General features: G+C 66.8%; 32 protein-coding genes. 13 read left to right on the forward strand and 19 right to left on the reverse strand.

From position 1 onward, the window contains the following. Nucleotides 1-3: 3 nt before the first annotated feature. Nucleotides 4-1416, reverse strand: a complete 1413-nt coding sequence (locus IE00_RS12535; protein WP_072297461.1) for a circularly permuted type 2 ATP-grasp protein — start codon at nucleotides 1414-1416, stop codon at nucleotides 4-6. A 175-nt stretch (nucleotides 1417-1591) separates the two neighbouring features. After that, nucleotides 1592-2758, reverse strand: a complete 1167-nt coding sequence (locus tag IE00_RS12540) for an acetyl-CoA C-acyltransferase (RefSeq protein WP_072297462.1) — start codon at nucleotides 2756-2758, stop codon at nucleotides 1592-1594. An 82-nt stretch (nucleotides 2759-2840) separates the two neighbouring features. On the opposite strand from IE00_RS12540, the gene IE00_RS12545 reads away from it, so the two are divergent. Beyond that, a complete protein-coding gene (locus IE00_RS12545) occupies nucleotides 2841-3173 on the forward strand; it encodes an STAS domain-containing protein (protein WP_072297463.1) in 333 nt (110 codons plus the stop codon). Further along, complete coding sequence (locus tag IE00_RS12550; protein ID WP_072297464.1) at nucleotides 3170-3670, forward strand: ATP-binding protein; 501 nt, start codon at nucleotides 3170-3172, stop codon at nucleotides 3668-3670. The genes IE00_RS12545 and IE00_RS12550 overlap by 4 nt, the downstream gene beginning before the upstream one ends. Nucleotides 3671-3676: 6 nt before the next feature. Here IE00_RS12550 and hspQ read toward each other — a convergent pair whose 3' ends face one another. From hspQ to IE00_RS12575, 5 genes are all read right to left on the reverse strand, one after another. Further along, the gene (gene hspQ, locus IE00_RS12555) at nucleotides 3677-4009 is read right to left on the reverse strand and encodes a heat shock protein HspQ (RefSeq protein WP_072297465.1); all 333 of its coding nucleotides are present in this window, start codon (nucleotides 4007-4009) and stop codon (nucleotides 3677-3679) included. A 108-nt stretch (nucleotides 4010-4117) separates the two neighbouring features. Beyond that, complete coding sequence (locus IE00_RS12560) at nucleotides 4118-4597, reverse strand: CreA family protein (protein WP_072297466.1); 480 nt, start codon at nucleotides 4595-4597, stop codon at nucleotides 4118-4120. Continuing rightward, entirely contained in the window at nucleotides 4598-5320 is a 723-nt protein-coding gene (locus tag IE00_RS12565; RefSeq protein WP_072297467.1) for a metallophosphoesterase, read from the reverse strand. Nucleotides 5321-5395: 75 nt separating this feature from the next. Continuing rightward, a complete protein-coding gene (gene serA, locus IE00_RS12570; protein WP_072297468.1) occupies nucleotides 5396-6985 on the reverse strand; it encodes a phosphoglycerate dehydrogenase in 1590 nt (529 codons plus the stop codon). Nucleotides 6986-7093: 108 nt separating this feature from the next. Beyond that, a complete protein-coding gene (locus IE00_RS12575; protein ID WP_072297469.1) occupies nucleotides 7094-8239 on the reverse strand; it encodes a phosphoserine transaminase in 1146 nt (381 codons plus the stop codon). Between the two features lie 158 nt (nucleotides 8240-8397). Here IE00_RS12575 and serB point away from each other — a divergent pair, with 158 nt between their 5' ends. Both serB and IE00_RS12585 read left to right on the forward strand, forming a co-directional pair. Further along, nucleotides 8398-9288 carry a phosphoserine phosphatase SerB gene (gene serB, locus IE00_RS12580; protein WP_072297470.1) on the forward strand — a complete coding sequence of 297 codons (891 nt, stop codon included), beginning with the start codon at nucleotides 8398-8400 and terminating at the stop codon, nucleotides 9286-9288. 111 nt (nucleotides 9289-9399) lie between these two features. Then, entirely contained in the window at nucleotides 9400-10158 is a 759-nt protein-coding gene (locus tag IE00_RS12585) for a TSUP family transporter (RefSeq protein WP_072297609.1), read from the forward strand. Between the two features lie 112 nt (nucleotides 10159-10270). On the opposite strand, the gene IE00_RS12590 is transcribed toward IE00_RS12585, so the two are convergent. Then, nucleotides 10271-11257, reverse strand: coding sequence for an asparaginase (locus IE00_RS12590; RefSeq protein WP_072297471.1), 987 nt, complete (start codon nucleotides 11255-11257; stop codon nucleotides 10271-10273). Between the two features lie 156 nt (nucleotides 11258-11413). On the opposite strand from IE00_RS12590, the gene IE00_RS12595 reads away from it, so the two are divergent. Next, a complete protein-coding gene (locus IE00_RS12595; RefSeq protein ID WP_139291429.1) occupies nucleotides 11414-11932 on the forward strand; it encodes an invasion associated locus B family protein in 519 nt (172 codons plus the stop codon). A 111-nt stretch (nucleotides 11933-12043) separates the two neighbouring features. Beyond that, complete coding sequence (rlmN, locus tag IE00_RS12600; RefSeq protein ID WP_072297473.1) at nucleotides 12044-13216, forward strand: 23S rRNA (adenine(2503)-C(2))-methyltransferase RlmN; 1173 nt, start codon at nucleotides 12044-12046, stop codon at nucleotides 13214-13216. Here rlmN and IE00_RS12605 read toward each other — a convergent pair whose 3' ends face one another. Further along, the gene (locus IE00_RS12605; RefSeq protein WP_240493888.1) at nucleotides 13217-13720 is read right to left on the reverse strand and encodes a MarR family winged helix-turn-helix transcriptional regulator; all 504 of its coding nucleotides are present in this window, start codon (nucleotides 13718-13720) and stop codon (nucleotides 13217-13219) included. Nucleotides 13721-13768: 48 nt separating this feature from the next. Between IE00_RS12605 and IE00_RS12610 the strand changes: the two genes are divergently transcribed. Then, nucleotides 13769-14671: an EamA family transporter gene (locus IE00_RS12610; protein ID WP_072297474.1), complete on the forward strand. Its 903-nt coding sequence runs from the start codon at nucleotides 13769-13771 to the stop codon at nucleotides 14669-14671. Here the strand turns inward: IE00_RS12610 and IE00_RS12615 are convergent. Continuing rightward, nucleotides 14668-15501, reverse strand: coding sequence for an LOG family protein (locus IE00_RS12615; protein ID WP_072297475.1), 834 nt, complete (start codon nucleotides 15499-15501; stop codon nucleotides 14668-14670). The genes IE00_RS12610 and IE00_RS12615 overlap by 4 nt on opposite strands. A 103-nt stretch (nucleotides 15502-15604) precedes the next feature. Between IE00_RS12615 and dapD the strand changes: the two genes are divergently transcribed. Genes dapD through IE00_RS12630 form a run of 3 tightly spaced genes read left to right on the forward strand, consistent with a single transcriptional unit; the run spans nucleotide 15605 to nucleotide 17542 of the window. Then, the gene (dapD, locus tag IE00_RS12620; RefSeq protein WP_139291430.1) at nucleotides 15605-16429 is read left to right on the forward strand and encodes a 2,3,4,5-tetrahydropyridine-2,6-dicarboxylate N-succinyltransferase; all 825 of its coding nucleotides are present in this window, start codon (nucleotides 15605-15607) and stop codon (nucleotides 16427-16429) included. Nucleotides 16430-16451: 22 nt separating this feature from the next. Continuing rightward, complete coding sequence (locus IE00_RS12625) at nucleotides 16452-16904, forward strand: YaiI/YqxD family protein (RefSeq protein ID WP_072297477.1); 453 nt, start codon at nucleotides 16452-16454, stop codon at nucleotides 16902-16904. 59 nt (nucleotides 16905-16963) lie between these two features. Next, nucleotides 16964-17542, forward strand: a complete 579-nt coding sequence (locus IE00_RS12630; RefSeq protein WP_139291426.1) for an exopolysaccharide biosynthesis protein — start codon at nucleotides 16964-16966, stop codon at nucleotides 17540-17542. Nucleotides 17543-17645: 103 nt separating this feature from the next. Here IE00_RS12630 and IE00_RS12635 read toward each other — a convergent pair whose 3' ends face one another. The 7 genes from IE00_RS12635 to IE00_RS12665 all read right to left on the reverse strand — a co-directional run bounded on the left by IE00_RS12635 (nucleotide 17646) and on the right by IE00_RS12665 (nucleotide 23201). Next, complete coding sequence (locus tag IE00_RS12635; RefSeq protein WP_072297479.1) at nucleotides 17646-18446, reverse strand: crotonase/enoyl-CoA hydratase family protein; 801 nt, start codon at nucleotides 18444-18446, stop codon at nucleotides 17646-17648. 70 nt (nucleotides 18447-18516) lie between these two features. After that, nucleotides 18517-19440, reverse strand: a complete 924-nt coding sequence (locus tag IE00_RS12640; RefSeq protein ID WP_072297480.1) for an AEC family transporter — start codon at nucleotides 19438-19440, stop codon at nucleotides 18517-18519. Nucleotides 19441-19467: 27 nt separating this feature from the next. Next, nucleotides 19468-20448 (reverse strand): iron exporter MbfA, encoded by a 981-nt coding sequence (gene mbfA / locus IE00_RS12645; RefSeq protein WP_072297481.1) that lies wholly within the window; start codon nucleotides 20446-20448, stop codon nucleotides 19468-19470. 9 nt (nucleotides 20449-20457) lie between these two features. After that, on the reverse strand, nucleotides 20458-20724 hold the full coding sequence (locus IE00_RS12650; protein WP_072297482.1) for a sulfurtransferase TusA family protein: 267 nt from the start codon (nucleotides 20722-20724) through the stop codon (nucleotides 20458-20460). Continuing rightward, entirely contained in the window at nucleotides 20721-21233 is a 513-nt protein-coding gene (locus tag IE00_RS12655) for a DUF2478 domain-containing protein (protein WP_072297483.1), read from the reverse strand. Before IE00_RS12655 ends, IE00_RS12650 begins: the two co-directional genes overlap by 4 nt. Nucleotides 21234-21248: 15 nt before the next feature. After that, nucleotides 21249-21875 (reverse strand): response regulator transcription factor, encoded by a 627-nt coding sequence (locus IE00_RS12660; protein WP_170864145.1) that lies wholly within the window; start codon nucleotides 21873-21875, stop codon nucleotides 21249-21251. A 12-nt stretch (nucleotides 21876-21887) separates the two neighbouring features. Next, nucleotides 21888-23201 (reverse strand): histidine kinase, encoded by a 1314-nt coding sequence (locus IE00_RS12665; protein WP_072297486.1) that lies wholly within the window; start codon nucleotides 23199-23201, stop codon nucleotides 21888-21890. A gap of 114 nt (nucleotides 23202-23315) precedes the next feature. Here IE00_RS12665 and IE00_RS12670 point away from each other — a divergent pair, with 114 nt between their 5' ends. Genes IE00_RS12670 through IE00_RS12680 form a run of 3 tightly spaced genes read left to right on the forward strand, consistent with a single transcriptional unit; the run spans nucleotide 23316 to nucleotide 25097 of the window. Next, complete coding sequence (locus IE00_RS12670; RefSeq protein ID WP_072297489.1) at nucleotides 23316-23768, forward strand: GAF domain-containing protein; 453 nt, start codon at nucleotides 23316-23318, stop codon at nucleotides 23766-23768. 49 nt (nucleotides 23769-23817) lie between these two features. Next, nucleotides 23818-24444 carry a LysE family translocator gene (locus IE00_RS12675; protein WP_072297490.1) on the forward strand — a complete coding sequence of 209 codons (627 nt, stop codon included), beginning with the start codon at nucleotides 23818-23820 and terminating at the stop codon, nucleotides 24442-24444. Further along, nucleotides 24441-25097 carry a pseudouridine synthase gene (locus IE00_RS12680; RefSeq protein ID WP_072297492.1) on the forward strand — a complete coding sequence of 219 codons (657 nt, stop codon included), beginning with the start codon at nucleotides 24441-24443 and terminating at the stop codon, nucleotides 25095-25097. Before IE00_RS12675 ends, IE00_RS12680 begins: the two co-directional genes overlap by 4 nt. Here IE00_RS12680 and IE00_RS12685 read toward each other — a convergent pair. After that, nucleotides 25075-25791 (reverse strand): TVP38/TMEM64 family protein, encoded by a 717-nt coding sequence (locus tag IE00_RS12685; RefSeq protein WP_072297494.1) that lies wholly within the window; start codon nucleotides 25789-25791, stop codon nucleotides 25075-25077. The two genes, IE00_RS12680 and IE00_RS12685, sit on opposite strands and share 23 nt — an antisense overlap. A 12-nt stretch (nucleotides 25792-25803) precedes the next feature. Further along, entirely contained in the window at nucleotides 25804-26598 is a 795-nt protein-coding gene (locus IE00_RS12690) for an MBL fold metallo-hydrolase (RefSeq protein WP_072297497.1), read from the reverse strand. Between the last annotated feature and the right edge of the window lie 6 nt (nucleotides 26599-26604).

Raw genomic sequence — 26604 nt, forward strand, 5'->3', positions numbered from 1 at the left:
CCCTCATTCTGACAACACCCAAGTGTCCTTGACGCCCCCGCCCTGGGACGAGTTCACGACAAGACTGCCGTCGCGCAGGGCCACGCGGGTCAGGCCACCCGGCACCAGTTCAATCCGGTCGCCACACAGGCAATAGGGGCGCAGGTCCACGTGACGCGGGGCGATGCCCTCGTCGACAAAGGTCGGGCAGGTCGACAGCGCCAGCGTGGGCTGGGCGATATAGTTCGACGGGTTGGCCTGGATCTTGGCACGAAACGCCTCGATCTCCTCCTTGGTGGATTTCGGGCCGACCAGCATGCCATAACCGCCCGATCCGTGAACCTCCTTCACGACCAGTTCGGGCAGGTGTTCCATCACATAGCGATAGTCGTCGTCCTTCCACAGCGTCCAGGTCTGGACGTTGTTCAGGATCGGCTCCTCGCCCAGATAGAACCGGACCATTTCAGGCACGAAGGTATAGATGGCCTTGTCGTCGGCCACGCCCGCGCCGGGGGCCGAACAGATCGACACGCCCCCCGAACGATAGACGTTCATCAGACCCGGAATGCCCAGCATGCTGTCGGGCCGGAAGCACAGCGGGTCCAGATAGGGATCGTCGATGCGGCGATAGATGACGTCGACACGCCGCGGGCCGGTGGTGGTGCGCATATAGACGAAATCGCCATCCACGAACAGATCCTGCCCCTCGACCAGCTCGACCCCCATCAGGTTGGCCAGGAAGCTGTGTTCGTAATAGGCGCTGTTGTAATGGCCGGGCGTCAGGATCACGCAGGTGGGGCGGTCGTTGCACTTGGCGGGGGCCACCGATTCCAGCGTGCGGCGCAACAGGTCGGGATACTGGTCCACCGGCTCGATCCGGTTCTTGCGGAACAGCTGCGGGAACATGCGCATCATGATCTCGCGGTTTTCCAGCATGTAGCTGACACCGGAGGGCGTGCGGCAATTGTCCTCGAGGACATAGAACTCGTCCTTCGACGTGCGCACCAGGTCGATGCCGATGATGTGGGAATAGACGCCGCGCGGCGGCACGATGCCAACCACGGATTTTTCATAGGCCTCGTTCTGATAGACAAGGCGCGCGGGAATGCGGCCGGCGCGGACGATCTCTCCGCGGCCATAGACGTCGCGCAGGAAGGCGTTCAGGGCGCGGGCGCGCTGCTTGATGCCGCGCTCCAGCTTGCGCCATTCGGCCTGTTCGAAGACGCGCGGCATCATGTCGAAGGGGATCAGGCGGTCGGGATCGCCGCCTTCGCCATAGACGGCGAAGGTGATGCCGATGCGCCGGAACAGCGCCTCGGCCTCGGCCTGCTTCATCTGCCGGAAATCGTCGGGCATGGTCTGGACCCATTCCTGCAGACGCGCATAGGGGTCGCGGACCTGGTCGCCCTCGAACATTTCGTTGTAATAACTCATCATTCCCCCACTGCCTGACGCATGTTCTTCTTGGGTCTTGCGCAAACATCAGATCCCGAAGCTTTGCGGCAAGTCCATATTCGAACCGTCCGCGATGCCCGTTGGTTCCGCAATCCCCCGGCCGCCCCGAGGTGGAATCAGGCAGAGCATGCACGCTCTGCCCGTTTTCGAAGCAGTCCTAGACCAGTTCCACGGCCAAGGCCGTACCCTCGCCGCCGCCGATGCAGATGGCGGCGACACCGCGTTTGAAACCGCGGGCCTGCAGGGCATGGATCAGCGTCACGATGATCCGCGCCCCCGACGCGCCGATCGGATGACCAAGCGCGCAGGCCCCGCCATTCACGTTGACCCTGTCATGGGATACACCCATGCGCGCCATGAAGGCCATGGGCACGACGGCAAATGCCTCGTTCACCTCCCACAGATCGACGTCGTCGCGGGTCCAGCCGATCCGTGCCAGCAGCTTTTCGGCGGCGGGGACGGGGGCGGTCGGGAAATCGCCGGGGGCCTGGGCATGGCTGGCATGGCCCATGATGCGGGCGATCGCGCCATCCGCGCGCGTGCCCAGCACCAGCGCCGCCGCCCCGTCCGAGATCGAGCTGCTGTTGGCGGCCGTCACAGTGCCATCCTTGCGGAAGGCGGGCTTCAGCTGCGGGATCTTGTCGGGGCGGGCCTTGCCGGGCTGTTCGTCGGTGTCGATCACGCTGTCGCCGCCACGGCCCGGAACGGTCACGGGTGCGATCTCGGCGGCAAAGGCGCCGGTTTCGATGGCCGACAGGGCGCGGGTCAGGCTGGCCAGGGCGAATTCATCCTGCGCCTGGCGGGTGAAGGCGAATTCGGACGCGCAATCCTCGGCGAAGGTGCCCATCAGGCGGCCCTTGTCATAGGCATCCTCCAGCCCGTCCAGGAACATGTGGTCGATGACCTGGCCATGGCCCAGCCTGGCGCCCCCGCGCATCTTGGGCAGCAGGTAGGGGGCATTCGTCATGCTTTCCATGCCGCCCGCCACGACCAGCTCGGCGCTGCCCGCGCGGATCGCGTCGCAGGCCATCATCGCGGCCTGCATCCCCGACCCGCACATCTTGTTCAGCGTGGTGGCGGGCACCGATTCGGGCATGCCCGCCGCAAAGCCCGCCTGGCGTGCCGGGGCCTGTCCCAGGCCCGCCGGCAGCACGCATCCCATATAGAGCGCCTGGGGGGCGTCCGGCGCCACCCCGGCCCGCGCCAGCGCGGCAGCGATCGCGGTTCCCCCCAGCTGCGGCGCCGTGACGCCCGCGAATGCACCCTGCAACCCGCCCATCGGCGTGCGCGCGGCACCCAGCACATAGACCTGTCTGTCGTTCATGGTGTCCTCCCCTGGGTCCACGCTTACCGGATCGTAACCTTTTGCGTCTAGTCAGCTTGGAAACACCAAGGAAGGCCGCCCCATGAAGTTCATCGTCGAAGATGCCGCAACCCATCTGCAGATCAAGGTGACCGAGACGCGGATCGACGCGGCCATCGCCACGCCCTTCAAGGACAAGCTGAGAGAGATCGTGATGAAGAACCGCAAGCCCGTGCATCTGGACATGACGGCGGTCGATTTCATGGACAGTTCGGGACTGGGCGCGATGATCGCCGTCCGCAAGAGCCTGCCCGCCAACCTGGCGATGGTGCTTTGCGCGATGACGCCGAATGTGGAACGCGTGTTCCGGCTGACGCGCATGGACAGCGTCTTCGACATCCGGGCGGATGCCGCCGGCAAGGATATCCGCGAATGACGGCACCCGAAAACCATCAGACCGGGACGGTGGGCTTCAAGGACGCGTCCCGGCAGCCGATGTTCCACCGCGTGCTGAACGCGCAGCCGATGATCGTCCGCGCCACGCTGAAGGATGTGCGCCGCCGCTTTGCCCGTGATGTCGGCGACGACACCCTGGGTCGGCTGGAGCTGGTGCTGGCCGAATTGATGAACAACGTCGCCGAACATGCGCCGGTGACCGGGAAGGAACGCCCGCACCGCGTTCCGGTGATCCATCTGTGCGTGGTGCGCCACAAGGGGGGGCTGGCCTGCGCGCTGACCGATGACGGCACTTCGCTGCCCGACGAATGCGTGCTGCCGCGCAGCCTGCCCGCCGCCATTCCCGATGACCTGCCCGAAGGCGGCTTCGGCTGGTTCCTGATCCAGGATCTGACGCAGGCGCTGTGCTATTACCGGCGCGAAAGCCGGAACTATCTGGCGTTCAACATCCCCTTCGCCGCGGACGGAGAGAGCTGAGCGCGTCTAGTTGACGTGGGCTGCCAGATGATAGCGGCCATCCTCGAAGGCGCCGAACATCTCGTCGACCTCGGGGTGGTCCAGCGGTTCCCCCGACGCATCCGGTTCCAGGTTCCCCTCCGAGACATAGGCCACGTAATAGGTCGCCTCGGTTTCGGCAAAGAGATGATAGAAGGGCTGGTCCTTGTCGGGACGCGCATCTTCGGGGATGGAATCGTACCATTCGTCGGTATTGGCGAATTCCGGATCGACATCGAAGATCACCCCCCGGAAGGGGCGGTTGCGATGCTTGACCACCTGGCCCAGGCTGTATTTGGCGCTGCGGCTTGCAACCGGCATAGAGGGGGCATCCATCGTCAAAGTCCGATATCCTTGAGAGACAGCGGGCCTTCTAGCTGGCTTGGGCGATTCTGTCCACCAGATGACGGGTGCATGACGGCAGGGCCATCAGGGGGCCTTGTCGTCCTGGGTCAGGGGAACGGTCGCCAGCGACATCTTGGCCGACCCTTCGGACAGTTCGGCGCTGTGGGCCAGATAGATCAGCACCCGGTTCTCCGCGTCATAGATCCGCCGCACGCTCAGCGACTTGAAGATCAGCGACCGGCCTTCGCTGAACACCTTTTCGCCGTCATCGCCGGTTTCGATCTGCGACAGGTCGATGGGTCCGGTCCGCGTGCACTGGATGGCGCTGTTCGAGGGATCCTCGAACCAGTTGCCCTGGCTCAGGCGGTCCAGGACCGAACGGCTGAAATAGGCCAGGTGGCAGGTCACCCCGGACACCTTGGGATCTTGGATCGCCTCGACGATCACGTCGTTGCCCACCCAATCGACGCCCACGCGGGCGACCTCCTCGGCGGCGGCAGCCGTGGGCAGGGCGGTCAGGGGAAGGGCGGCCAGGGCCATCGCGGCGGCAATTCTGCGCATCATCTATTCCATCATCATGGGCACGCGGCCCGTTTCCGTCAGCACATGCACGCCGTCATCATCGATGACGACGGCGGTCAATTCGCGGCCATAGGCGGCGCCGCTGTCGATGTTCAACCGGTTGCGATGCAGCATGGGCCGATCCAGCGCGGTATGTCCATGCACGACCAGGGGGCCGTGATCGGCATCGCTGTCCAGAAAACCCTTGCGGATCCAGACCAGGTCGCCTTCGTCCTGCGCCTGCAGATCGACGCCGGGGCGGATGCCCGCATGCACGACCAGCGCGCGGGGGTGCAGATACCACAGCGGCAGCGTCGCCAGGAACCGTGCATGGGCCCGGGGGACGGCACGGCGTGTGTCGCGCAGCACGGCGTCGCGCGGCCGGTCGGGATCGACCCCATAGGAGGCCAGCGTCGCCGCCGCCCCCAGCCCCGCATGATCGGCCCAATGCGCCCCCGAGGACAGCCCCGGATCGATCCAGTCCGGATCGTCGATGAATTTCGGCAAAAAGCGGTCGTGGTTGCCGCGGGTGACGATCCAGGGCCGGCCATCCGCACGCCCCTTCATCAGGTAATCGACCACGCCTGCGGAATCCGGGCCGCGGTCGATCAGGTCGCCCACATGGGCGATGGTGGCATCGCGCCCGCCATCGCGGAAGATGCGCCCATGCGCGGCCTTCAGCAGATCCAGTTGCCCGTGAATGTCGCCGATCGCGTAAAGTCGCATCCTGTCATCCTTGTCGTGGCGGGCGGCAAGGCAGGCATGCCGCGCGCCCTTGGGTAAGGGCGCGCGGCGTTCAGGTCAAACCTCGAATTGCAGGCGGCGGGCCTGAAGGAACTTGCCGGTGTTCTGCAGCGTGGCCAGGGCCTCGTCGCTGATCGCCTCGTCCAGGTACAGGATGGCGATGGCGTCCTTGTCATTGGCCGAACGGCCAAGCGTGAAGTTCGCGATGTTCACGCCCAGATCGCCCAGGGTCATGCCCAGCTGGCCGATGACGCCCGGAACGTCCTTGTTGCGGGTGTACAGCATGTGTTCACCCACCTCGGCATCGACATTGATGCCGCGGATCTGGATGAAGCGCGGCTTGCCGTCGCTGAAGACCGTGCCCGCGATGGACCGCTCGCGCGTGGCGGTTACGCAGGTCAGCTTGATGTAACCCTCATAGGCGCCGGCCTTGTCCTGGCGCGTGGTCGCGACCTGCACGCCGCGTTCCTTGGCCATCACGGGGGCCGAAACCATGTTCACGTCCGGGTTCGTCGCCTTCATCACGCCCGCGATCACGGCGGCGTTCAGCGCGTTCAGGTTCATCCCCGACACCGACCCGTCGTAAAGCACGTTGATCGCCTTGATCGGCTCGTCCGTCATCTGGCCGACAAAGGCCCCCAGATGCGAGGCCAGCTTGATCCACGGCCCCATGACGGCGGCTTCCTCGGCGGTGACCGAAGGCATGTTCAGCGCGTTTTCGACCGCGCCCGTCAGCAGGTAATCCGACATCTGCTCGGCGACCTGCAGGGCCACGTTCTCCTGGGCTTCGGTCGTGGCGGCACCCAGATGCGGGGTGACGACGACGTTGGGCAGGTTGAACAGCGGGCTCTCGGTGGCGGGTTCGACCGCGAAGACGTCGAAGGCCGCCCCGGCGACGCGACCCTCCTTCAGGGCCTCGGCCAGCGCGTCCTCATCGACCAGACCGCCACGGGCGCAGTTGATGATGCGGACGCCCGGCTTCAGCTTGGCGATGGCGTCGCGCGACAGGATGTTGCGGGTCTTGTCGGTCAGCGGCACGTGGAAGGTGATGAAATCGGCGCGGCCCAGTAGCTCGTCCAGCTCGACCTTGGTGACGCCCAGTTCCTTGGCGCGTTCCTCCGACAGGAAGGGGTCATAGGCCACGACCTTCATGTGCAGGCCAAGCGCCCGGTCGATCACGATCGAGCCGATATTGCCCGCGCCGATCACGCCCAGGGTCTTGTTGAACAGCTCGACCCCCATGAAGCGGTTCTTCTCCCACTTGCCGGCATGGGTGCTGACGCTGGCCTCGGGCAGCTGGCGTGCGACGGCGAACATCATGGCGATGGCGTGTTCGGCGGTGGTCACGCTGTTGCCGAAGGGCGTGTTCATCACGATCACGCCCTTCTTGCTGGCGGCGGGGATATCGACATTGTCGACACCGATGCCGGCGCGGCCGATCACCTTCAGGTTGGTCGCGGCTTCCAGCAGCTTGTCAGTCACCTTCGTGGCGGAACGGATCGCCAGGCCGTCATATTGACCGATCACCTCGGCTAGCTTTTCCTTGTCCTTGCCCAGATCGGGCATGTAATCGACCTCGACGCCGCGATCGCGAAAGATCTGGACGGCGGTTTCGGACAGCTTGTCGGAAACGAGAACCTTGGGCATGTGGTGCATCCTTGTCTGGGGACATCCGGGCTTGGCCACGCTGACATCCTGCTTCTACTTTGGGAAAATACCCCGGGGGCCCGGGGGCTGGCCCCCGGACCGTCCGGCTTATTGCGCGGCCAGTTCGGCGCGATAGGCCCATTCGATCCAGGGCATCAGGGCGACCACGTCCGATGTCTCGACGGTGGATCCGCACCAGATGCGCAAGCCCGCAGGCGCGTCGCGATAGGCACCCGCGTCCAGCGCCACGTTTTCCTTGTCCAGCCGCTTGGCCACGGCCTTGGCAAAGGCGGCACCGTCCTTGATGGCAGGATCGGTGAATTTCAGGCAGACGCTGGTGGTCGATGCGGTGTCGGGATCGGCGGCAAGATCCGCGATCCAGTCCTTGTCGGCGATGAAATCGCGGACCGCCGCCGCATTGGCATCGGCGCGGGCGATCAGGCCCGACACGCCGCCAAGCGACTGTGCCCATTTCAGCGCGACCAGATAATCCTCGACCGCCAGCATGGATGGCGTGTTGATCGTCTCACCCTTGAAGATGCCCTCGATCAGCTTGCCGCCCTTGGTCAGGCGGAAGATCTTGGGCAGGGGACGGTCGGGGGTAAAGCTCTCCAGGCGCTCGACCGCGCGGGGCGACAGGATCAGCATCCCGTGCGCGCCTTCGCCGCCCAGCACCTTCTGCCAGCTGAAGGTCACGACATCCAGCTTGTCCCAAGGCAGGTCCATGGCGAATGCGGCGCTGGTGGCGTCGCAGATGGTCAGGCCCTGGCGGTTGGCGGGGATCGCATCGCCATTGGGGACGCGCACGCCGCTGGTCGTGCCGTTCCAGGTAAAGACCACGTCGCTGTCGAAATCCACCTCGGCGAAATCGACGATATGGCCGTAATCGGCCTTGCGGACAGTGGCGTCCAGCTTCAGCTGCTTGACGGCATCGGTGACCCAGCCTTCGCCAAAGCTTTCCCAGGCCAGCATTTCCACGGGGCGGGCGCCCAGCATGGTCCACATCGCCATCTCGACCGCGCCGGTGTCGGAACCGGGGACGATGCCGATGCGGTAATCGGCGGGAACGTTCAGGACGTCGCGGGTCAGCTCGATGGCCTCGGCCAGCTTCGACTTGCCCACGGCGGCGCGATGCGAACGGCCCAAGGGGGCGTCGGCCAGCATGTCCAGATTGTAATGGGGGATCTTGGCGCAGGGGCCAGAGGAAAAGCGCGGGTTTGCCGGCCGCGTCGCCGGGGTCTTCAGTTCGGTCATGTGACTAGCCTTCCAGCTAAAAGCCCTTCGTTGGGGAAGGGTGTCCCACTGCCGGACTTAAGACCCGCTGATCTCTGGCGCAAGAAAAATCTTTGATCTACACCCCCCGCTCAGGATCCCGGTTCACGTTCCCGGCCAAGCCCAACGAAGGAAGCGCCATGTTCACCCTCTCGCTGATTGCCGCCCCTGCCGCTGCCAATCTGGACGCCGATCTTCCGCAGGGCATCGCCGCACGATGGGGCGGGTCGGAACCGCGCTGGCTGGCATCGGGCATCGCTGCGGAATTCGACATCGCGGCAATCCCCGACGATATCGACCAGGTCTGGTCCGACCTTCAGGTGATCGGCATCGACATGGTCGTCCAACCCGCCGAGGGCCGCCGCAAGAAGGTCCTGCTGGCGGACATGGATTCGACCATGATCGACCAGGAATGCATTGACGAGCTGGCCGATTTCGCGGGCGTCGGCCCCCGCGTCGCCGACATCACCGCCCGCGCCATGAACGGCGAACTGGATTTCCACGAAGCGCTGATCGAGCGGGTGTCCCTGCTGGCGGGGCTGGACGAAGGCGTCATCCAGAAGGTGCTGGACAGCCGCATCACGTTGGCCTCGGGCGGGCGGGAACTGGTGGCCACGATGCGCGCGCACGGGGCGCATGCGGCGCTGGTGTCGGGCGGGTTCACGGCCTTTACGGCGGCGGTCGCGGACCAGCTGGGCTTTGACGAACACCGCGCCAATGTCCTTCTGGCCGATGGCGGGGTGCTGACCGGCCATGTCGCGCTGCCCGTGCTGGGCCGCGAGGCCAAGATCGAGGCGCTGGAGCGGATCACCGAGCGATTCGGCCTGTCGCCGCAGGACGTGATGGCGGTGGGCGACGGCGCCAACGACCTAGGCATGATCCAGCTGGCCGGATCGGGCGTGGCGCTGCACGCCAAGCCCGCCGTGGCGGCCCAAGCCCGGATCCGCATCAATCACGGCGATCTGACGGCGCTTCTGTATCTTCAGGGCTATGCGCAGGCCGATTTCGTTACCGCCGATCCTGCTGCCTGAGACATCCCCGCAGGCGCGGGCCGCGCGCATCTGCAGGGGAACCGACCTGTCCGAACGGGGGCGCGGGGGCAGTGATCCCCGCCGCGACGGTGCCCCGACCCCTGGTGCATGATGCTGGACCTGACTGCCGAATTGCTGATCCTGCTGGTCGGTGCCGCCTTTGCGGCGGGATTCGTCGATGCCATCGCGGGCGGGGGCGGGCTGATCACCGTGCCCGTCCTGATGCTGGCGGGCCTTCCCCCCGCGCAGGCGCTGGCCACGAACAAGGTCCAGGGCGTCTTTGGCGCCGCGACCGCCGCCATCAGCTATGCCGCCAAGGGGCTGGTCGACCTGCGCAGCCAGTGGCGTTCCGCGCTGATCGCGGGGGCGGCGGGGGCTGCGGGCGCGGCTCTGGTCAGCTGGATCCCGACCGATGGGCTGCGGCTGATCCTGCCCGTGGTGCTGATCGCCATCGCGCTGTTCTTCGCGCTGAAGCCCGGCCTTGACGACTTGGACCGCACGCGCCGCCTGACGCCCTTGGCCTTCGCGATCGCCATCGTGCCGCTGATCGGCTTTTACGACGGGCTGATCGGGCCGGGGGCGGGGGCCTTCTACATGATCGGTTTCGTCACCCTGGCCGGATATGGCGTGCTGAAGGCCACCGCCCATACCAAGATGCTGAACTTCGCCTCGAACCTGGGCGGGCTGGCGGCCTTTGCGCTGGTCGGCAATCCGCTGTGGGGGTTGGGGATCTGCATGGGTCTGGCGCAGATCGCGGGGGCGGCCCTGGGGGCGCGGCTGGCCACGCGGATCGGGGCGCGGCTGATCAAGCCGCTGCTGGTCGCGACCTCGACCATCCTGGCGCTGCGGCTGATCTGGCAGATGCTGTGAACGGTCGCGGCGCCCTCTCTGCCAAGAGGACGCCGGTCATGATACGGGACAGGCAAGGTGGGGACCTTGTGCCCGTGATGAAACCATGTTTGCGCGACGGTTTCGTGACGGCTCAGTGTGGAAAGGCGTCGGCGGTGCACATCCGGCCCGTGACGATCCCGCGGCAATTGACGATGGGGCTGTTCAGCAGTTTGCCGGCAATGGGGTGCTGGGCGTCCAGCACGCCCAGATGGATCAGCAGCGCGGTGATGGCCGCTTCGCTGGCGCGGGTGGCGCCGTCGGTGATCTTCAGCGCGACGCCCAGACCCTGTTCGGGCAGAATGGCGACGAAGACGCCCTCGGCCCCGGTCTTGACGGTGACCTTGTTGTCCATCGCTTCCATCAGCAGGGTGCAGGACCGGCCCGCCCCCGCCACCATGTCGGGATGGTGGCGCATCGCGTCGGTCAGCCGACGCATGGCGCGGCCGCGCGTGTCGTCGCCGGGATTGGCGAAACGCGCCATGGCGCGGGCCAGCCCCTCCAGCGAACAGGCCCAGTTCGGGGCCGAACACCCGTCGATGCCGAAGCCGGGGCTGGTCTGGCCGGTCACTTCCTCGAAGGCGTCCTTGACGGCCTGCTGGACGGGATGGTCGGGGTCGATGTAGTCCGGCCCGCCGCCCAGATGGCGGTTCAGCGTCAGGAAACCGGCATGCTTGCCCGAACAGTTGTTGTGGAACTGGCAGGGGCTGTCGTCGGAACAGGTCAGGCGGCGGTTCTCGTCGGGGTCGCGGGGCATGTGGGTGCCGCAGCGCAGGTCATCCTCGGACAGATCCAGCGCGCGGGTCCAGTCGCGCACTGCCTGGACGTGCATCGCCGATCCCGAATGGCTGGCGCAGGCCAGGGCCAGCTGCCGGTCGGTCAGCCCGGCCGCATCCGCCGCCCCGCTTTCCACCAGGGGCAGCGCCTGGATCATCTTGCACGAGGATCGCGGAAAGATCGTGCGGCTGGGCTGGCCCCAGGCCTCGACCAGGCCATGGGCGTCGCAGATGACGGCATGGCCCCGGTGCAGGCTTTCCCTCAGGTCGCCACGCCACAATTCGATCATGTCCGCAGACCGCATAGGCAAATTCTCCCTGACAATTGCGCGATTTGCATCGTGCACCCTTTCGGGGGCCGCGATTTTCGCTATCCTGACGAGAGACGGTTGAAAAGACCACAGCAATCGGGAACAACGCCGATCGAAGTGGCGAAATGAATGTCAGGAGGCCAGAGCATGATGAAAACTACGCTGCGCGGCATCGGTGCAAGTCTTGTCCTGATCGGCGGACTTGGTACGGCGATGGCACAGGAATCCAACAACGTCGTGGCGACGGAAGGTGACTGGACGGTCTTTGCCGCCGACAACCCCCGCGAATGCTGGGCGGTGTCCCCGCCCAAATCGACGATCAACACTAAGGACGGTCAGCCGACCGAGGTGGCCCGTGGGGATATCCGGCTTTACGTCGCCTATCGTCCCGGCCAGGAGGGCGAATTGTCCTTTACCGGCGGCTATCCCTTCGCGCCTGATTCGACGGTCGAGGTCGATATCGGCGGTCGTCAGTTCAACCTGTTCACCGAAGGCGAGAGCGCCTGGACGGGCAGCCCCTCGGACGATCAGGCCGTGATCAGCGCATTGCGCGCGGGGTCCACCGCCGTCGTGACCGGACGTTCGTCGCGTGGCACGACCACCAAGGACACGTTCAGCCTGTCGGGCATCACCGCCGCGACGAACACGGCGCGCGAACGCTGCAAGTAAGACGCCCTTGGGGGATATCCCCCCAGGGTTCCATCACGATCGGGCGGGGCTGGTTGATTTCCGGCCCCGTTTGGCATATCTGCGTCGTTTCACCCAAACTCAGGTATCGTCATGTCCGCCCCGATCACGCAGGATGTTCTGACCATCCCCCGCAAGCTGCCCGAATCGGGCCGCATGAACATCGTCGGTCTGACCCGTGACCAGTTGCACGACGCCTTGGTCGCGGCAGGCACCCCCGAACGTCAGGCCAAGATGCGCGTCGGGCAGGTCTGGCAATGGATCTATCATTGGGGCGTGCGCGATTTCGCGCAGATGACGAACCTGGCCAAGGATTACCGCCAGCTGCTGGCCGATAGATTCGAGATCACCCTGCCCGAGATCGTGTCCCGTCAGGTCAGCACCGACGGCACGCGCAAATACCTGGTCCGCATCGCCGGCGGCCACGAGGTCGAGGTGGTCTATATCCCCGAAGAAGGCCGCGGCACGCTCTGTGTCAGCAGCCAGGTCGGCTGTACGCTGACCTGTTCCTTCTGCCACACCGGCACGCAGAAGCTGGTGCGCAACCTGACCGCTGGTGAAATCGTCGGCCAGCTGCTGCTGGCGCGCGACGATCTGGGCGAATGGCCCGTCCAGGGTGCGCCCAAGGACGAAACCCGCCTGATCAGCAACATGGTCCTGATGGGCATGGGCGAACCGCTGTACAATTTCGAGAACGTCCGCGACGCGATGAAGATCGTCATGGACAACGAGGGCCTGTCGCTGTCGCGCCGTCGCATCACCCTGTCGACCAGCGGCGTCGTCCCCGAGATCGCCCGCACCGCGCAGGAAATCGGCTGCCTGCTGGCCGTCAGCTTCCACGCCACCACCGACGAGGTGCGCAACAAGCTGGTGCCCATCAACAAGCGCTGGAACATCGAAACCCTGCTGAACGCCCTGCGGGAATATCCGCGCCTGACGAACAGCGAACGCATCACCTTCGAATACGTGATGCTGGCGGGCGTGAACGACAGTGACGAGGATGCGCATCGACTGGTCAAGCTGATCGAGGGCATTCCCGCCAAGATCAACCTGATCCCGTTCAACGAATGGCCCGGTGCGCCCTACAAGCGGTCCAGCAACAACCGCATCCACGCCTTTGCCGACATCGTCCACAAGGCCGGCTATGCCAGCCCCATCCGCACCCCGCGGGGCGAGGATATCATGGCGGCCTGCGGACAGCTGAAATCGGCGACCGAACGCGGCCGCAAATCCGCCGCAGCCATCGCCGCCGAAGCCGCCGGCTGATCACAGTACCGCGCGCAACCGGGCCAAGAGGCCGTTCAGCTGCGCGCGTTCGTCACCGGTCAGCGCCGACAGCAGCCGCGTCTCGTTCTCCGCATGCGGGCCGATGGCGCGGTCGATCAGCGCCAGCCCTGCATCCGTCAGCCCCACCAGCGTCCCGCGGCGGTCGTCGGGGTTGGGTTCGCGCCGGATCAGGTCGCGTGCCTGCAACCGGTCCAGACGCGCCGTCATGCCCCCCGAACTCAGCATCGTCGCCTCGTAAAGCGCAGTGGGCGTCAGCCGATAGGGCGCGCCCGCGCGGCGCAGCGTCGCCAGCACGTCGAATTCCCCGCCCTGCAGGCCGAATCGGTCGAAGCCCGGTTGCAGATGGTCGCGGGTGATCAGGGCGGACAGTTCATTCAGGCGGCCGATGATCTCCATCGCCTCGACATCCAGATCGGGACGTTCGCGGCGCCATGATGCCGCGGCCTTGGCAGCGCGATCCTTTTCGGGCATATGTTTTTCCATCAAGATAGTTTCCATCAAGACATTACCCCCTGGGGACGAGGTGTTTCAATGACCGACCTGCAAGCGCGCATCGTCATGCTGGCATGCCTGGTGACGGCGGGGGCCGCGCTGGCGGTCACCATCCTGATTTCCCGGATGGCATCCGATGCCGGGGCGCCGATGATCTGGTTCCTGGGCGCGGTGCTGGCGGGCAGCGGTCTGGCGCAGCTGGTGCTGGCCCAGGTGCTGGGCCAGGGGCAGGATATGCGGCCGATGCTGGTCTTTGCATTGGGGGCGGGGGCGCTGCTGGCGGGGCCGACCGCGCTGGGCTATCTGGCGGTGTCGCATGTGGGGGCGGGCTACATCTCGATGACCTTCGCCTTTCCGATCCTGCTGACCTGGGCGCTGGCCCGGCTGATCGGGCTGGAGGGCGCCGATCGCCGCCGCACGCTGGCCGTGGGGCTGGGGCTGATCGGGGGTCTGATCATCGCGACGTCCAAGCTGACGCAGCTACCGTCGGATGCGACGCTGTGGCTGCTGGCGGCGACGGCGATGCCGGTGGTGATCGCGGGCGGCAACATCTTCCGCAGCCGCTATTGGCCGAAAGGCGCGCGCCCGCTGACGCTGTCGGGGCTGACGCTGCTGATGGGCGGGCTGGCCTGCGTGCCGGTGGCGGCCCTTATGGACGGATCACCTGCCGCGCTGTGGCATGAGGGGGCGTTGCGCCACCTGCTGGGCGTCGACATCGCCGTCTTCGTCATCCAGTACATCGCCTTCTTCCAGCTTCAGCGCCTTGGCGGACCGGTGACGCTGTCGCTGCTGGGCCCGGTCGCGGCGCTGACCGGGGCCGCGGGCGCGCTGTGGATCTTTGCCGAACCGCTGCCGCAGGGCTTTTTGCTGGCGGGCCTCCTGGTCGGGACGGGGGTCATGCTGATGCTGATGCGCCGCCGCCCCGCCCCCGAAGCGGCTTAACCCGCGGGTGCGGGCCATGTGTCGATGATCTCGATGGCCTCCTCGGCGGTCTCGACATAATGGATCAGGTCCAGGTCGGCATCGCTGATGGTGCCGGCGCGGGCCAGGGCCTTCCAGTTGATGATCTCCTCCCAGAAGGACTTGCCGAACAGCAGGACCGGCACGCGGGCCATCCGCCCGGTCTGGATCAGGGTCAGCGTCTCGAACAATTCGTCCAGCGTGCCGAACCCGCCCGGAAAGACCGTGATCGCGCAGGCGCGCATCAGGAAATGCATCTTGCGGATCGCGAAATAGTGGAAGTTGAAGCACAGGTCCGGCGTCACATGCGCGTTCGGGGCCTGTTCATGGGGCAGCACGATCCCCAGGCCGATGGATTCCCCGCCTGCCTGCGCCGCGCCCAGGTTGCCCGCCTCCATCACGCCGGGGCCGCCGCCGGTGCAGATGACGAAATCGCGCCCGCCGCTGGCCAAGCTGCGTTCGGTCATCTTCTGGCCAAAGACGCGCGCCTGTTCGTAATATTGCGACAGCGCCGCCAGTTCAGGCGTGCGGGCCTGATCGGCGCGGTCGGGGGCGGGAATGCGCGCGCCACCAAAGATCACCACGGTCGATTCGATGCCGTGTTCATCCATGATCAGCTGCGGCTTCAGCAGCTCCAGCTGGAGGCGGACGGGGCGCAATGCGTCGCGCAGCATGAAGTCGGTGTCGGTGAAGGCCAGCCGATAGGACGGTGCGCGGGTCTGCGGCGTGTCGGGCGTGCGCCTTGCCCGCGCCACGTCCTGATCGCTGTGGGGAAGGGCGTGAACGTGGTCGTCTTTGGGCGTGTCGGTCATCCATGGCCTCATCTGCGGCCACGCGCGGATTGCGCGGGCTTTCCCCGATGCTTATAGCCCGACCAAGACGTTTTCCACCCGCACACCCGATCCAAGAGAGGCCATCATGACCCAAGCCCTGGAAACCGCCATCGAAGCCGCGTGGGAAAACCGCGCCCAGATCAACAATGCCACCACCGGACCCGTGCGCGAGGCGGTCGAGCAGACGCTGACCCAGCTGGACAGCGGCGCATTGCGCGTGGCCGAAAAGCGCGGCGACGACTGGCATGTGAACCAATGGGCGAAAAAGGCCGTGCTGCTGTCCTTCCGCCTGAACGACATGGAAGAAATGTCGGGCGGCCCGCAGGGCAGCAACTGGTGGGACAAGGTGCCGTCGAAATTCCACGGCTGGGGCGACAACCAGTGGCGCGAGGCGGGCTTCCGCGCCGTTCCGGGCGCCATTGTGCGCCGCAGCGCCTTCATCGGCCGGAACGCGGTCCTGATGCCCTCCTTCGTGAACCTGGGTGCCCATGTGGGCGAAGGCACGATGGTCGACACCTGGGCCACCGTCGGCAGCTGCGCGCAGATCGGCAAGAATGTCCACCTGTCGGGCGGCGTCGGCATCGGCGGCGTGCTGGAACCCCTGCAGGCCGGTCCCACCATCATCGAGGATGGCTGCTTTATCGGCGCCCGGTCCGAAGTCGTCGAGGGCTGCATCATCCGCGAAGGCGCGGTGCTGGGCATGGGCGTCTATATCGGCCAGTCGACCAAGATCGTCGATCGCGAGACCAGCGAGGTCATGTATGGCGAAGTCCCCGCGGGGTCGGTCGTCGTGTCGGGGTCGATGCCCTCGAAGAACGGCGTGCATCTCTATTGCGCGGTGATCGTCAAGCGGGTGGATGCCAAGACGCGGTCCAAGACCTCGGTCAACGAATTGCTGCGCGATTGATCGCCAAAGGGGGCCGGGGCAGATGACGACGCTTTACATCGACGCCGATGCCTGCCCCGTCAAGGCCGAGGCGGAACGCGTGGCCACCAGGCTGCGCGTTCCCATGGTGCTGGTCTGCAATGGCGGGCTGCGCCCGTCGCAGAACCCCTTCGTGACGCTGCAGATCGTCCCCGAGGGCCCCGATGTCGCCGATATCTGGATCGCCGAACATTGCGGCCCAGGCGATATCGTGGTGACGGGCGACCTGCCCCTGGCCGATCGCTGCCTCAAGGCGGGCGCGCGGGTTCTGCGCCACGACGGAGAGCCGCTGACCATCGCCAATATCGGCGGACGGCTTGCGACGCGCGATCTGATGGCCGACCTGCGGGCCGCGAATCCCTTCATGCAGGGCGGCGGCGCGGCCTTCGGCAAGGCCGATCGCGCCAGGTTCCTGCAGGCGCTGGACCGCGAACTGTCCCAGGCGTTGCGCGGCTGAAGGAAACCCGGCCGGTTCGGCGGCGTTGTCGGTCCGTGGGCGCATAGCAGCGAGGTATCATGTCCGACCATATCAGCATCACGGATCTGGTGGATCGGGTGAACAAGGCCTCGACAGGCGATCAGACCAGCGTCGCGCAGATCGTGGCGGCACTGGGTCCATCATCCTTTCTGCCCAACCTGATGATTCCGGCCCTGGCCGTGGTGTCCCCCCTGTCCGGAGTGCCGCTGTTTTCATCGATCTGCGGACTGACCATCGCGCTGGTGGCAGTGCAGATGCTGATCCAGCGCGACCACATCTGGCTGCCCGACTTCCTGATGCGCAAGCATCTGCGGACGGACCGGGTGCGCAAGGCGACCGACTGGATGCGCAAACCCGCCCGATTTCTGGACCGGATCACCAAGGAGAGATTACGGCTGCTGGTGCATCGTCCGTTTCTGTGGGTCACGCAGGCGATCTGCCTGATCTGCGGGTTGATGATGCCGTTTCTGGAACTGGTGCCCTTCACCTCTTCGATCATGGGGTTCGTCGTGTGCCTTTTTGCCTTCGGCATGCTGGCGCGGGACGGTCTGTTCACTCTGCTGGGGCTTGGCGCATTGGGCGGATTGTTCTGGGCGGCAACCCGGCTTTTCCTGTAATCCGACATCCGCAACCCGAGGAGCGCATGAGCCGGCCATCGAGGCCGGCGCATGCGCCGCCGCGGCGTCGGCCTCGATGGCCGACGACGCGGCGATCCTGCGCTCAGTCGGCGGGCTTGATCTTGGCGGCGGCTCCGGTCGCAAAGGCCGCCAGCCTTTCGCGCGCCGCGTCCTGGGTGTTCACCACCCCGGCCACAACCGACTCTGCATAGGCGGCGTCCAGGGCGCTCATGTTCTGCATATGGCTGATGGCGGAACAGATGGCGAAATTCGACAAGGGCGGGTTCTTGGCGGCAGCCCGCGCGATGTCCCACGCCTTGGCCTCGGCATCCTCGACCATGTACTGGCACAACCCGACATCGACGGCCTCGGCCCCGCGATAAAGCCGCCCCGACAGCATCATGTCGATCATCCGCGCCTTGCCGATCAGGTCCGCCACGCGGATCGTGGCCCCGCCGCCGGTGAACAGCCCGCGCTGGCCCTCGGGCAGGCCGAAATACGTGTCCGGTCCGGCCACCCTGATATGGGCGGCGCTGGCCAGCTCCAGCCCGCCGCCCACGACCGCGCCCTTCAGCACGGCGATGATCGGCACGCCGCCATATTCCATCTTGTTGAACGCCTCGTGCCAGCGCAGGCACAGATGCATGAAGTCGCTGGCATTGCGGTTTTCGCGGTGATGTTCCACCAGGTCCAGTCCGGCGCTGAAATGATCGCCGTTGGATCGCAGGATCACCGCACGCACGCCCGCGCGGGGCAGGGTCGAAAAGATGTCGACCAGTTCCTCGATCGTGGCGGCATCCAGCGCGTTGCGCTTGGCGGGTCGGTTCAGCGTGACGGTGGCGATGTCATCCTCGTCCACCTCCAGCACGATGTTTTCCAGCGTCAGGTCCGCGATGCCGCGCATGTCCGGGTCTCCTCCCTCAAAGTGACCTGATGGGGATAGCCCGCCGCCCGGCCGGGGTCGAGAGGCCCGATCAGGCGGCGATCAACCCGATCACCAGCGGAATGGTGACGATGCTGAACGCGGTCGAGATCAGGATCGCGGTCGAAACCCGCTGCTGGCCCACTCCGAAATGCTGGGCCAGGATATAGACGTTGCCCGCGACCGGCAGGGCCGCCGCCGCGATCATGACCCCCGCGGAGAAGGGTTCGACGGCCAGCAGCAGGGCCGCGACGCCCACGGCCAGGGGATGCAGCACCAGCTTGGCGAAACCCAGCCACCCCGACGCCGCCATCCGCCGCAGCTGCCGCCCCGCAAGGCTGGCCCCGATGGCGAACAGCGCGCCGGGCGTGGCGGCCTGTCCCAGGATGGTCAGGAATTCGTCCAGCGGCCCCGGCATCGGCAGATGCAGCAGCGACCAGGACAGCCCCGCCACCATCGACAGGATCATCGGGTTGGCGGCCACCCCGCGCAGCACCGGCAGGATCGCCGCCCCGCGCAGTCCCCCCTGGCGCGCGCCGTGGATGATCAGCGTGATCAGCGTGGAAAAGACCAGCATGTCGATGGTCAGCACCATCAGCACCGGCCCCACGGCGCGTTCGCCCAGCAGCACGACCAGCATCGGCACGCCCAGAAAGCCCGTATTGCCGGTCATGCAGCATTGCGCCTCCATCGCGGCATCAGACAGGGGCAGGCCGCGCCACCGGCCCACCGTCATGCCGATCGCCCAGACCAGGGTCGATCCCGCCAGATAGGCCAGGACGAAGCGCAGGTCGAACAGCGCCCCCAGGTCCAGCCCCGCCGCAAAGCGGAACAGCATGGCCGACAGCGCGAAGTAGAAGACGAATTTCGTCAGCCATGCGGCTGCCTCGGGCGGAAAGAACCGCGATGCGGCGGCGGCCCAGCCCAGTCCGATCAGCCCGAAAAAGGGCAGCGTCTTTAGGAAAATCTCGGTCAATCCAATGGTCCCCGTTGCCGGGGGGCGTCATCCGGAACCGATCAGCACCCCCACGGCCAGCACCAGACCACCCCCCACCACCACTTGCAAGGTGGCCCGCCAGAAGGGCGTCTGCATCCAGCGGTTCTGGATGCAGGCAATGGCCCACAGCTCGATGAAGACGACCATGATGGCGATGGTGGTGGCGGTCCAGAAATCGGGGATCAGATAGGGCAGCGCATGCCCCAGGCCGCCCACCGCCGTCATCACCCCCGACGACAGGCCCCGCTTCAGGGGCGATCCCCGCCCCGAGATGACGCCGTCATCGGATGCGGCCTCGGTAAAGCCCATGCTGATACCCGCGCCGACGCTGGCGGCCAGCCCGACCAGGAAGGTGGTCCAGGGGTCCTGCGTGGCGAAGGCCACCGCAAAGATCGGCGCCAGGGTGGACACGCTGCCATCCATCAGCCCCGCCAGCCCGGGCTGCACCCAGGTCAGCACGAAATCGCGATGCGCCACGGCGTCCTCGTCGGCGCGGGCATCGTCACCCAGATGCTGGTCGGTCAGTTCATGGGCGCGGTTTTCATGGCCCCGTTCCGCGGCGGCCAGATCGCCCAGCAGCTTGCGCGTTCCGGCATCCAGGCTCAGCTGGGCGGCGCGGGCATAGAAATCGGCGGCGTCGCGCTCCATGCCCGCCGCCTCGGCGCGGATCGTTTCCAGCGACAGGTTCTGCATCATCCAGGCGGGGCGGCGGGTGATATACCCCGCCACATGTTCGCGCCGGATCACGGGGATCGCGTCGCCGAACCGCGCGGCAAAGGCATCGATCAGCTGGCGGCGGTGGCCGTCCTCCTCGGCGCTCATGCCCTCGAAGATGGCGGCGGTGGCGGGATAATCGGCCCGCAGGAAATCCGCCCAGTTGCGATAGATGCGGGCGTCATCCTCCTCGGATGCGATGGCCAGGGCCAGGATCTCGCGCTCGGACAGGTCCGACAGGCGCTTGCGGGTGGACATGAAGGACAGGTTCATCGTTCGTGCTCAAATATCCTCGGGGGTGGGGCCGCCTGTGGCCGGGGGGACGGATCGCCCCCTTTGCACCGTGAATTCGAACGCGCCGTTTCCAAGGTCGCGCTGCGCCACCATGGCATGACCGGACTGCCCGCAGAAATGCGGCACATCGACCACCGCCATCGGATCGGACGCGACCATCACGACCAGGTCCCCCGGCGCCACCGCCATCAGGGCCTTGCGCAGCCGCAGCACCGGCAGCGGGCACAAAAGCCCCCGCGCATCGACATGGGTCATGACAGCGCCGCCGCCTGTTCCAGGCACCAACCCGCGACATCACCGGGGGCCAGTTCGACCGCCAGCCCGCCCGCAAACGCCAGAAAGGCCGCGCGCTGCTGGCGGGGGACGTAGAGGACGACGGGCTGACCCGCGGCGGCGGCCTCGGCGATCAGGCTGTAAAAGCCGCGGCCCATCGCCTCCTGCCGGCCGAATTTCGGGATGACGACCAGATCGGCGCCGGGCAGGGTCGGGGCGGTGCGGGCCACGACCTCCTCCAGCGCGCCGGTATCCAGCCGACAGCCCGAGGCCCCCGCCCCAAGCGATTGCGAAATCCGCACCGGGGCCGCGCCGTCGCCGATCACCTGCATGTCCATGTCGCAGGCGCAATCGGGGCCCAGGTCGTGATTGGTCTGAAACGCCCCCGCCACGCGCAGGCCGCGCGCCTGCAGGTCGCGGGCCAGATCCGCGATCAGGCGGTCGGCGGCACCGGGGGCGGCGGTTTCATCAAGGCCGAACCATGCCAGCATCGCATCTCTCCTGCTTCAGACGCCGCTATCCAGCGCGAATTTCATCAAGCCGTTGATCCCGTCCACGCCCAGCTTCCTTTTCAGGACCGAGGACGTGTTCGCCGCCGTCTTGTAGCTGACCCCGATCCGATCCGCGATGGTCTGCAGCCCGTGACCCTGTCCGATCAGCGCCAGCACCTGCCTTTCGCGATCCGACAGCGCCCCCAGGGGGTCATCCGCCGCCCCCGCCCGGAGCGTGGCCAGCGCCATGGCCTGGCGCGGGTCCAGATAGAACTCGCCCGCCTCCAGCGTGGTGACGGCCTGACGGAAATCCGCGGGCGGCGCGTTCTTGGACAGGAAGCCCTGCGCGCCTTCCTGCAGCGCGCGGGCCGCGAACCCCGTCTGGTCGTTCATGGAAAAGATCAGGATGCGCGCATCCGGCGCCTGCGCCCGCAGGGGCGCCACCAGATCCAGCCCCCCCGCGCCCGGCAGGCTGATGTCCAGCACGATCAGGTCGGGCAGGGGCTGGTCCTGCAGCTGCGTCAGCGCCTCCTCGCCGGACATGGCCTGGCCCACATGGTCATAGCCCAGATCGCGCAGCAGGCGGCTGGCGCCCAGATGGGTGATGGGGTGGTCGTCGATCACAAGGGCGCGTTTGGTCACGTCAGGGTCCATTCATGATGTCGTCGGACGGGGCAGGCTGGCCTGCAGCTGGGTTCCCCGGCCCTCGGCGCCGATGCAAAGGGTCCCGCCCAGAAGGGTGATCCGTTCGCGCATGCCGGTCAGGCCGGTGCCTTCGCGGTGGTCGGGGCCAAGGCCCACCCCGTCATCGGTCAGGATCATGCGCCAATGCGCCGGATCGGTCCAGAGCCGGATCGCCACCTGCCGCGCCCCGGCATGGCGCAGCACGTTGGTCGTCCCCTCCTGTACGATGCGGAACAGGGTCAGGGCGGTCGCCTCGTCGGGCTCGGGAAGGCCGGCGGCGATCTCCAGCCGGAAGCGGATGTCGGGCATCCGCCGGGCCAGGTCGTCGACGAAATCGCCCAGCACCGTGGCCAAGGGCAGCTGGCCCACCGCCATGGGCCGCAGGTCGTTCAGCAGGTTGCGGTTCAGCCGGGCGATCTGATCCGCGATCGCCGCGATCTGACGGGCCGCGCCTGCGGTGGCGGCATCGGGGGCGGCGGTGGCCAGGGCGTCCGCCTCGACACGCAGGCCGAACAGGCAGGGGCCCATCTCGTCATGCAGGTCGCGGGCGATGGCCTTGCGTTCGGCATCGGCGCGGCTGACGATCTGATGCTGCAGCCGCTGGCGGTCCAGACGGGCCTGGGCCAGCGTGTCGGCCAGCTGGTCGACGTGGTGGGCCAAGGGCGCAAGATCGGGCTGGCGCAGCGTGCCGATCCGGTCGTCCAGCTGGCCGCGCGTCATCTCGGACAGGCGGGTGCCAAGGGCCGTGACGGGGCGCAGCGCCTGGCGCACCGCCCACCAGACCAGCGCCCCCTGCAGCGCCGCCATGGCCAAGACCAGCGCCATCAGATCGCGCATGTCGCGCCACGCCACCGCGATCTGGCGCGAGGGATCGCCCGAGATCACGACCATCCCCTGCGGACGTCCGGCGATCACCACGGGCAGGCGCGATTCGGTCACCTGCGGGGCGACAAGGTCGCGGAACCATCCCGGCGCGCCATCGGGCCGGTCGATGACGCCTGCGGGCCGTCGCGGCGTTCCGGTGCGCGCGTCCAGGACCGCGATGCGGGCATTGGGCGGCTCGCTCAGGCGTTCGGGCAGCAGCGCCATGATGCGGTCGGGAGGCACCGCGCCCTGCATCGTGCCGATCGTGGCCAGAACCAGGTGACGCGCGGCCTGCGCCCCAAGGCGGCTGCCCGCCGCGATATCGCCGCGCAGCCGGTCCAGGCTGCCCATGGCCAGAACGCCGATCAGCAACAGCTGCGTCGTCAGGATCACGATCAGGATGCGGGTCTTCAGCGTCATGGGCGCAGACTGGCGGCAAGCGGTTGCCGGGGCAATGGGCAAGCGGGGCCGATATTTGCACGGGCCGCGCGGGACGGGCTTTTCCGCGCCCTGCCGCCGTCGTAGAGATGGCGCATGAGCGATTATCAAGACCTTGCCGCCCGCATCCGGGCCCTGACCGAGGGAGAGACCGACGAGGTCGCCCTGATGGCCACCATGGCCTGCGAACTGCACCATTCCGACGACCGGTTCGACTGGACCGGCTTCTATCGCGTCGTGGCGCCCGAGCTGCTGAAGATCGGCCCCTATCAGGGTGGTCACGGCTGTTTGGTGATTCCCTTTGCGCGCGGTGTCTGCGGGGCGGCCGCCCGCACGCGGCAGGTCCAGATCGTGGCTGATGTGGAAGCCTTCCCCGGCCATATCGCCTGTTCCTCCTCGACCCGGTCGGAAATCGTGCTGCCGGTCATCGGCCGGGACGACCGGCTGATCGGGGTGCTGGACATCGACAGCGACCGGCCCGACGCCTTCGACCAGCGCGACGCCGATGCGCTGAGCGCCATGCTGGCGCAGGTCTTCGGCCAGCTTTGATCCGAAACGCCGCGGGCCTGCCGCCTGCATGGGTGCGAAAGGGCATCTGATGATCTGGGATACCTTGATGAACATTCCCGCGGGCCAGATGATGGCCTTCATCGCGGGGGGGCTGGTGCTGAACTTTGCCCCCGGCCAGGACGTGTTCTTTGCCAGCGCCTGCGGCATCCAGGGCGGCCCGCGCGCGGGCGCATGGGCGGGCTTCGGCGTGGGCCTGGGCGTGCTGATGCATGTCACGCTGGCCACCATCGGCCTTGGTGCCGTCGTTGCCGCCCACCCCGAGGCCTTGCGCGCCATCAAATACGCAGGTGCCGCCTATCTGTTGTGGCTGGCGTGGAAAAGCTGGCGCGCGGGCGACGTCGACCCGTCGGCACGGGGCAGCGTCCGGGTCTGGAACATCATCCGCCGGGGTTTCCTGTCCAATGCGCTGAACCCCAAGCCGGTGCTGTTCATGCTGGCCTTCCTGCCGCAATTCACCAACATCGCCTGGGGCCCGATCTGGCAGCAGATCCTGGGGCTGGGGCTGATCTTTGCCTTCACCGGCACGCTGGTCACCATCGGTTACGGTGTCGTGGGCGGCGTGGCGGGCCATGTCATCGGCAAGCGGTTGGGGCTGGTCAACAAGATCGCCGCCGTGATGTTCGCGGGCCTGGCGATCCGTCTTGTGGCGAAATGACGGCGGACCGTTTCATCTATTACCCGCCGCCCGATGATCCGGTCGTCCTGCATGCCGACCATGAAATCCTGGTGGTGGACAAGCAGGCGGGGCTGTTGTCGGTGCCGGGGCGGGGGGATGACCGCGCCGATTGCCTGATCGCCCGCCTGCGCCGCGCCTTTCCCACGGTCCTGCTGGTCCACCGGCTGGATCTGGACACGTCCGGGGTGATGGTCTTCGGCCTGACGCCCCATGCGCAGCGCCATCTGTCCAAGCAGTTCGAGGATCGCCAGACCAAGAAATCCTATGTCGCGCGGGTCTGGGGCCGGTTGCAGCCCAAGACAGGCCGCGTCGACCTGCCGCTGATGGTCGATTGGCCGAACCGCCCGCGCCAGAAGGTGGACCATGGCGAAGGGCGCCCCTCGCAGACCGATTGGCGGGTGATGAAGACCCTGGCGGATGAAACGCGGGTGCGGCTGATGCCGGTGACGGGGCGCAGCCACCAGCTGCGGGTGCACATGGCCGAAAGCGGTCATCCGATCCTGGGCGATCCGCTTTATGCCACCGGGCCTGCCGCCGATTTTCCGCGCCTGATGCTGCATGCCGAAACGCTGCGCTTTCGTCACCCCGATGGCGGGGTGCATCACAGCTTCAGCGCGCCGGTCCCCTTCTGAGGCGCTTGGCGCGCAGCTGCTCCAGCATCCAGCGCGTGACCCAGGGCAGAATCGCCAGCGCCGCGATCAGTGCGATGACCCGCGGCCCGAAAATATCCGAGACGCGCTGGACCTCGGACAACTGGGTGCCGGCGGCGGTCAGGATGATCTTGTTGGGCAGCACGCCGATCGCCGTCACCAGCGCAAATCGCTGCGCCGACATGATGCTGAGCCCCGAGACGATGTTGACCAGAAAGAACGGCAGCGCGGGGGTCAGGCGCAGGCTCAGCAGCGCCAGCGCTCCGTCGCGTTCGACCCGGCTGTCCATCTGCCGGATGCGGTGCCCGAATGTCCGCCGCATCACCCCCGTCAGCAGGTGACGGGCGACCAGGAAGCTGACCAGGGCCGACAGCACGGTCGCCAGCAGCGACAACGCCAGCCCCAACCAGAAGCCGAAGAAGGTGCCGCCCGCCAGGGTCAGCGCCACGACCACCGGCAGGGGCAGGCTGGCCGCCCCCACGAAGATCGCCAGATAGGACAGGACCGCCAGCGCCGGATTGCGCTGCCTCCAACCTTCGCCATGCTGCAGCAGGTCATGCAGCCGCGTCAGGTCGGATTGCAGCGCGGGCAGGGATGGCCACAGCCAGAAGGCCGCGGCCAGCAGGATGACGACCCATCCCAGCACGAAGGTGATGCGCAGGATGCGGGCCGGCATGGCGGCGATCCCTCAGCTGGCGGCGTGATACCAATCCGCGATCACGACTTCGGTTTCCGCGTCACCCTCCGAGACCAGCCGGGCGAATTCCTCGACGTCGCTGTCGCGGAAATGATAGGGATAGACGGTCTGCGGCTGGAAGGCTGCCACCGCATCGGCCGCCTGTTCGACGGTCATCGTATAGGGCAGGTTCATCGGCAGGAAGGCGACGTGGATGTCCTTCAGCGCCCGCAGTTCCGGCGTGTCCTCGGTATCGCCCGCGATCAGGAACCGCTTGCCGCCGATGGACAGGATATAGCCGTTGTCGCGGCCCTGAGGGTGATATTGCAGGCGGTCTTCGGTGATGTTGTAGGCGGGGATCGCTTCCAGGTCGTAATCCAGCGCGGTGCCGGTATCGCCGTTCGCCATTGCCGTGGCGCGGCCCTGCATGGCCTCGGGCAGCATGTCGAAGACCGCCTGGTTGGTGATAAGCGGGACCTCGGCCAGGGCATCCAGCGTCGGCTGGTCGAAATGGTCGCCATGTTCATGGGTGATCAGGATCAGATCGGGGGCGGGCAGGTCGGCATAGGCTTCGGCCCCGCCCACCGGATCGACATAGATGACGCCCGCCGGAGTTTCCCACACCATGCTGGCGTGATCGACGGGATGGATGACCACGTCGCCCGCATCGGTCGCATGGGTCAGCACCTTGGGCATGTCCATCGAGGCGTCCTGGGGGGCATCCTGCCCCATGGCGAATGCGGGGATCAGCGCGCTTCCCAGCAGGGCTGCGGCCAGTTTCAGTCCGGTGCGGCGGCTTATCAGCATGATCGT

The organism is Paracoccus sp. SM22M-07 (genome assembly GCF_001887735.1).
In the GTDB taxonomy this organism is placed as follows: Bacteria; Pseudomonadota; Alphaproteobacteria; order Rhodobacterales; family Rhodobacteraceae; genus Paracoccus.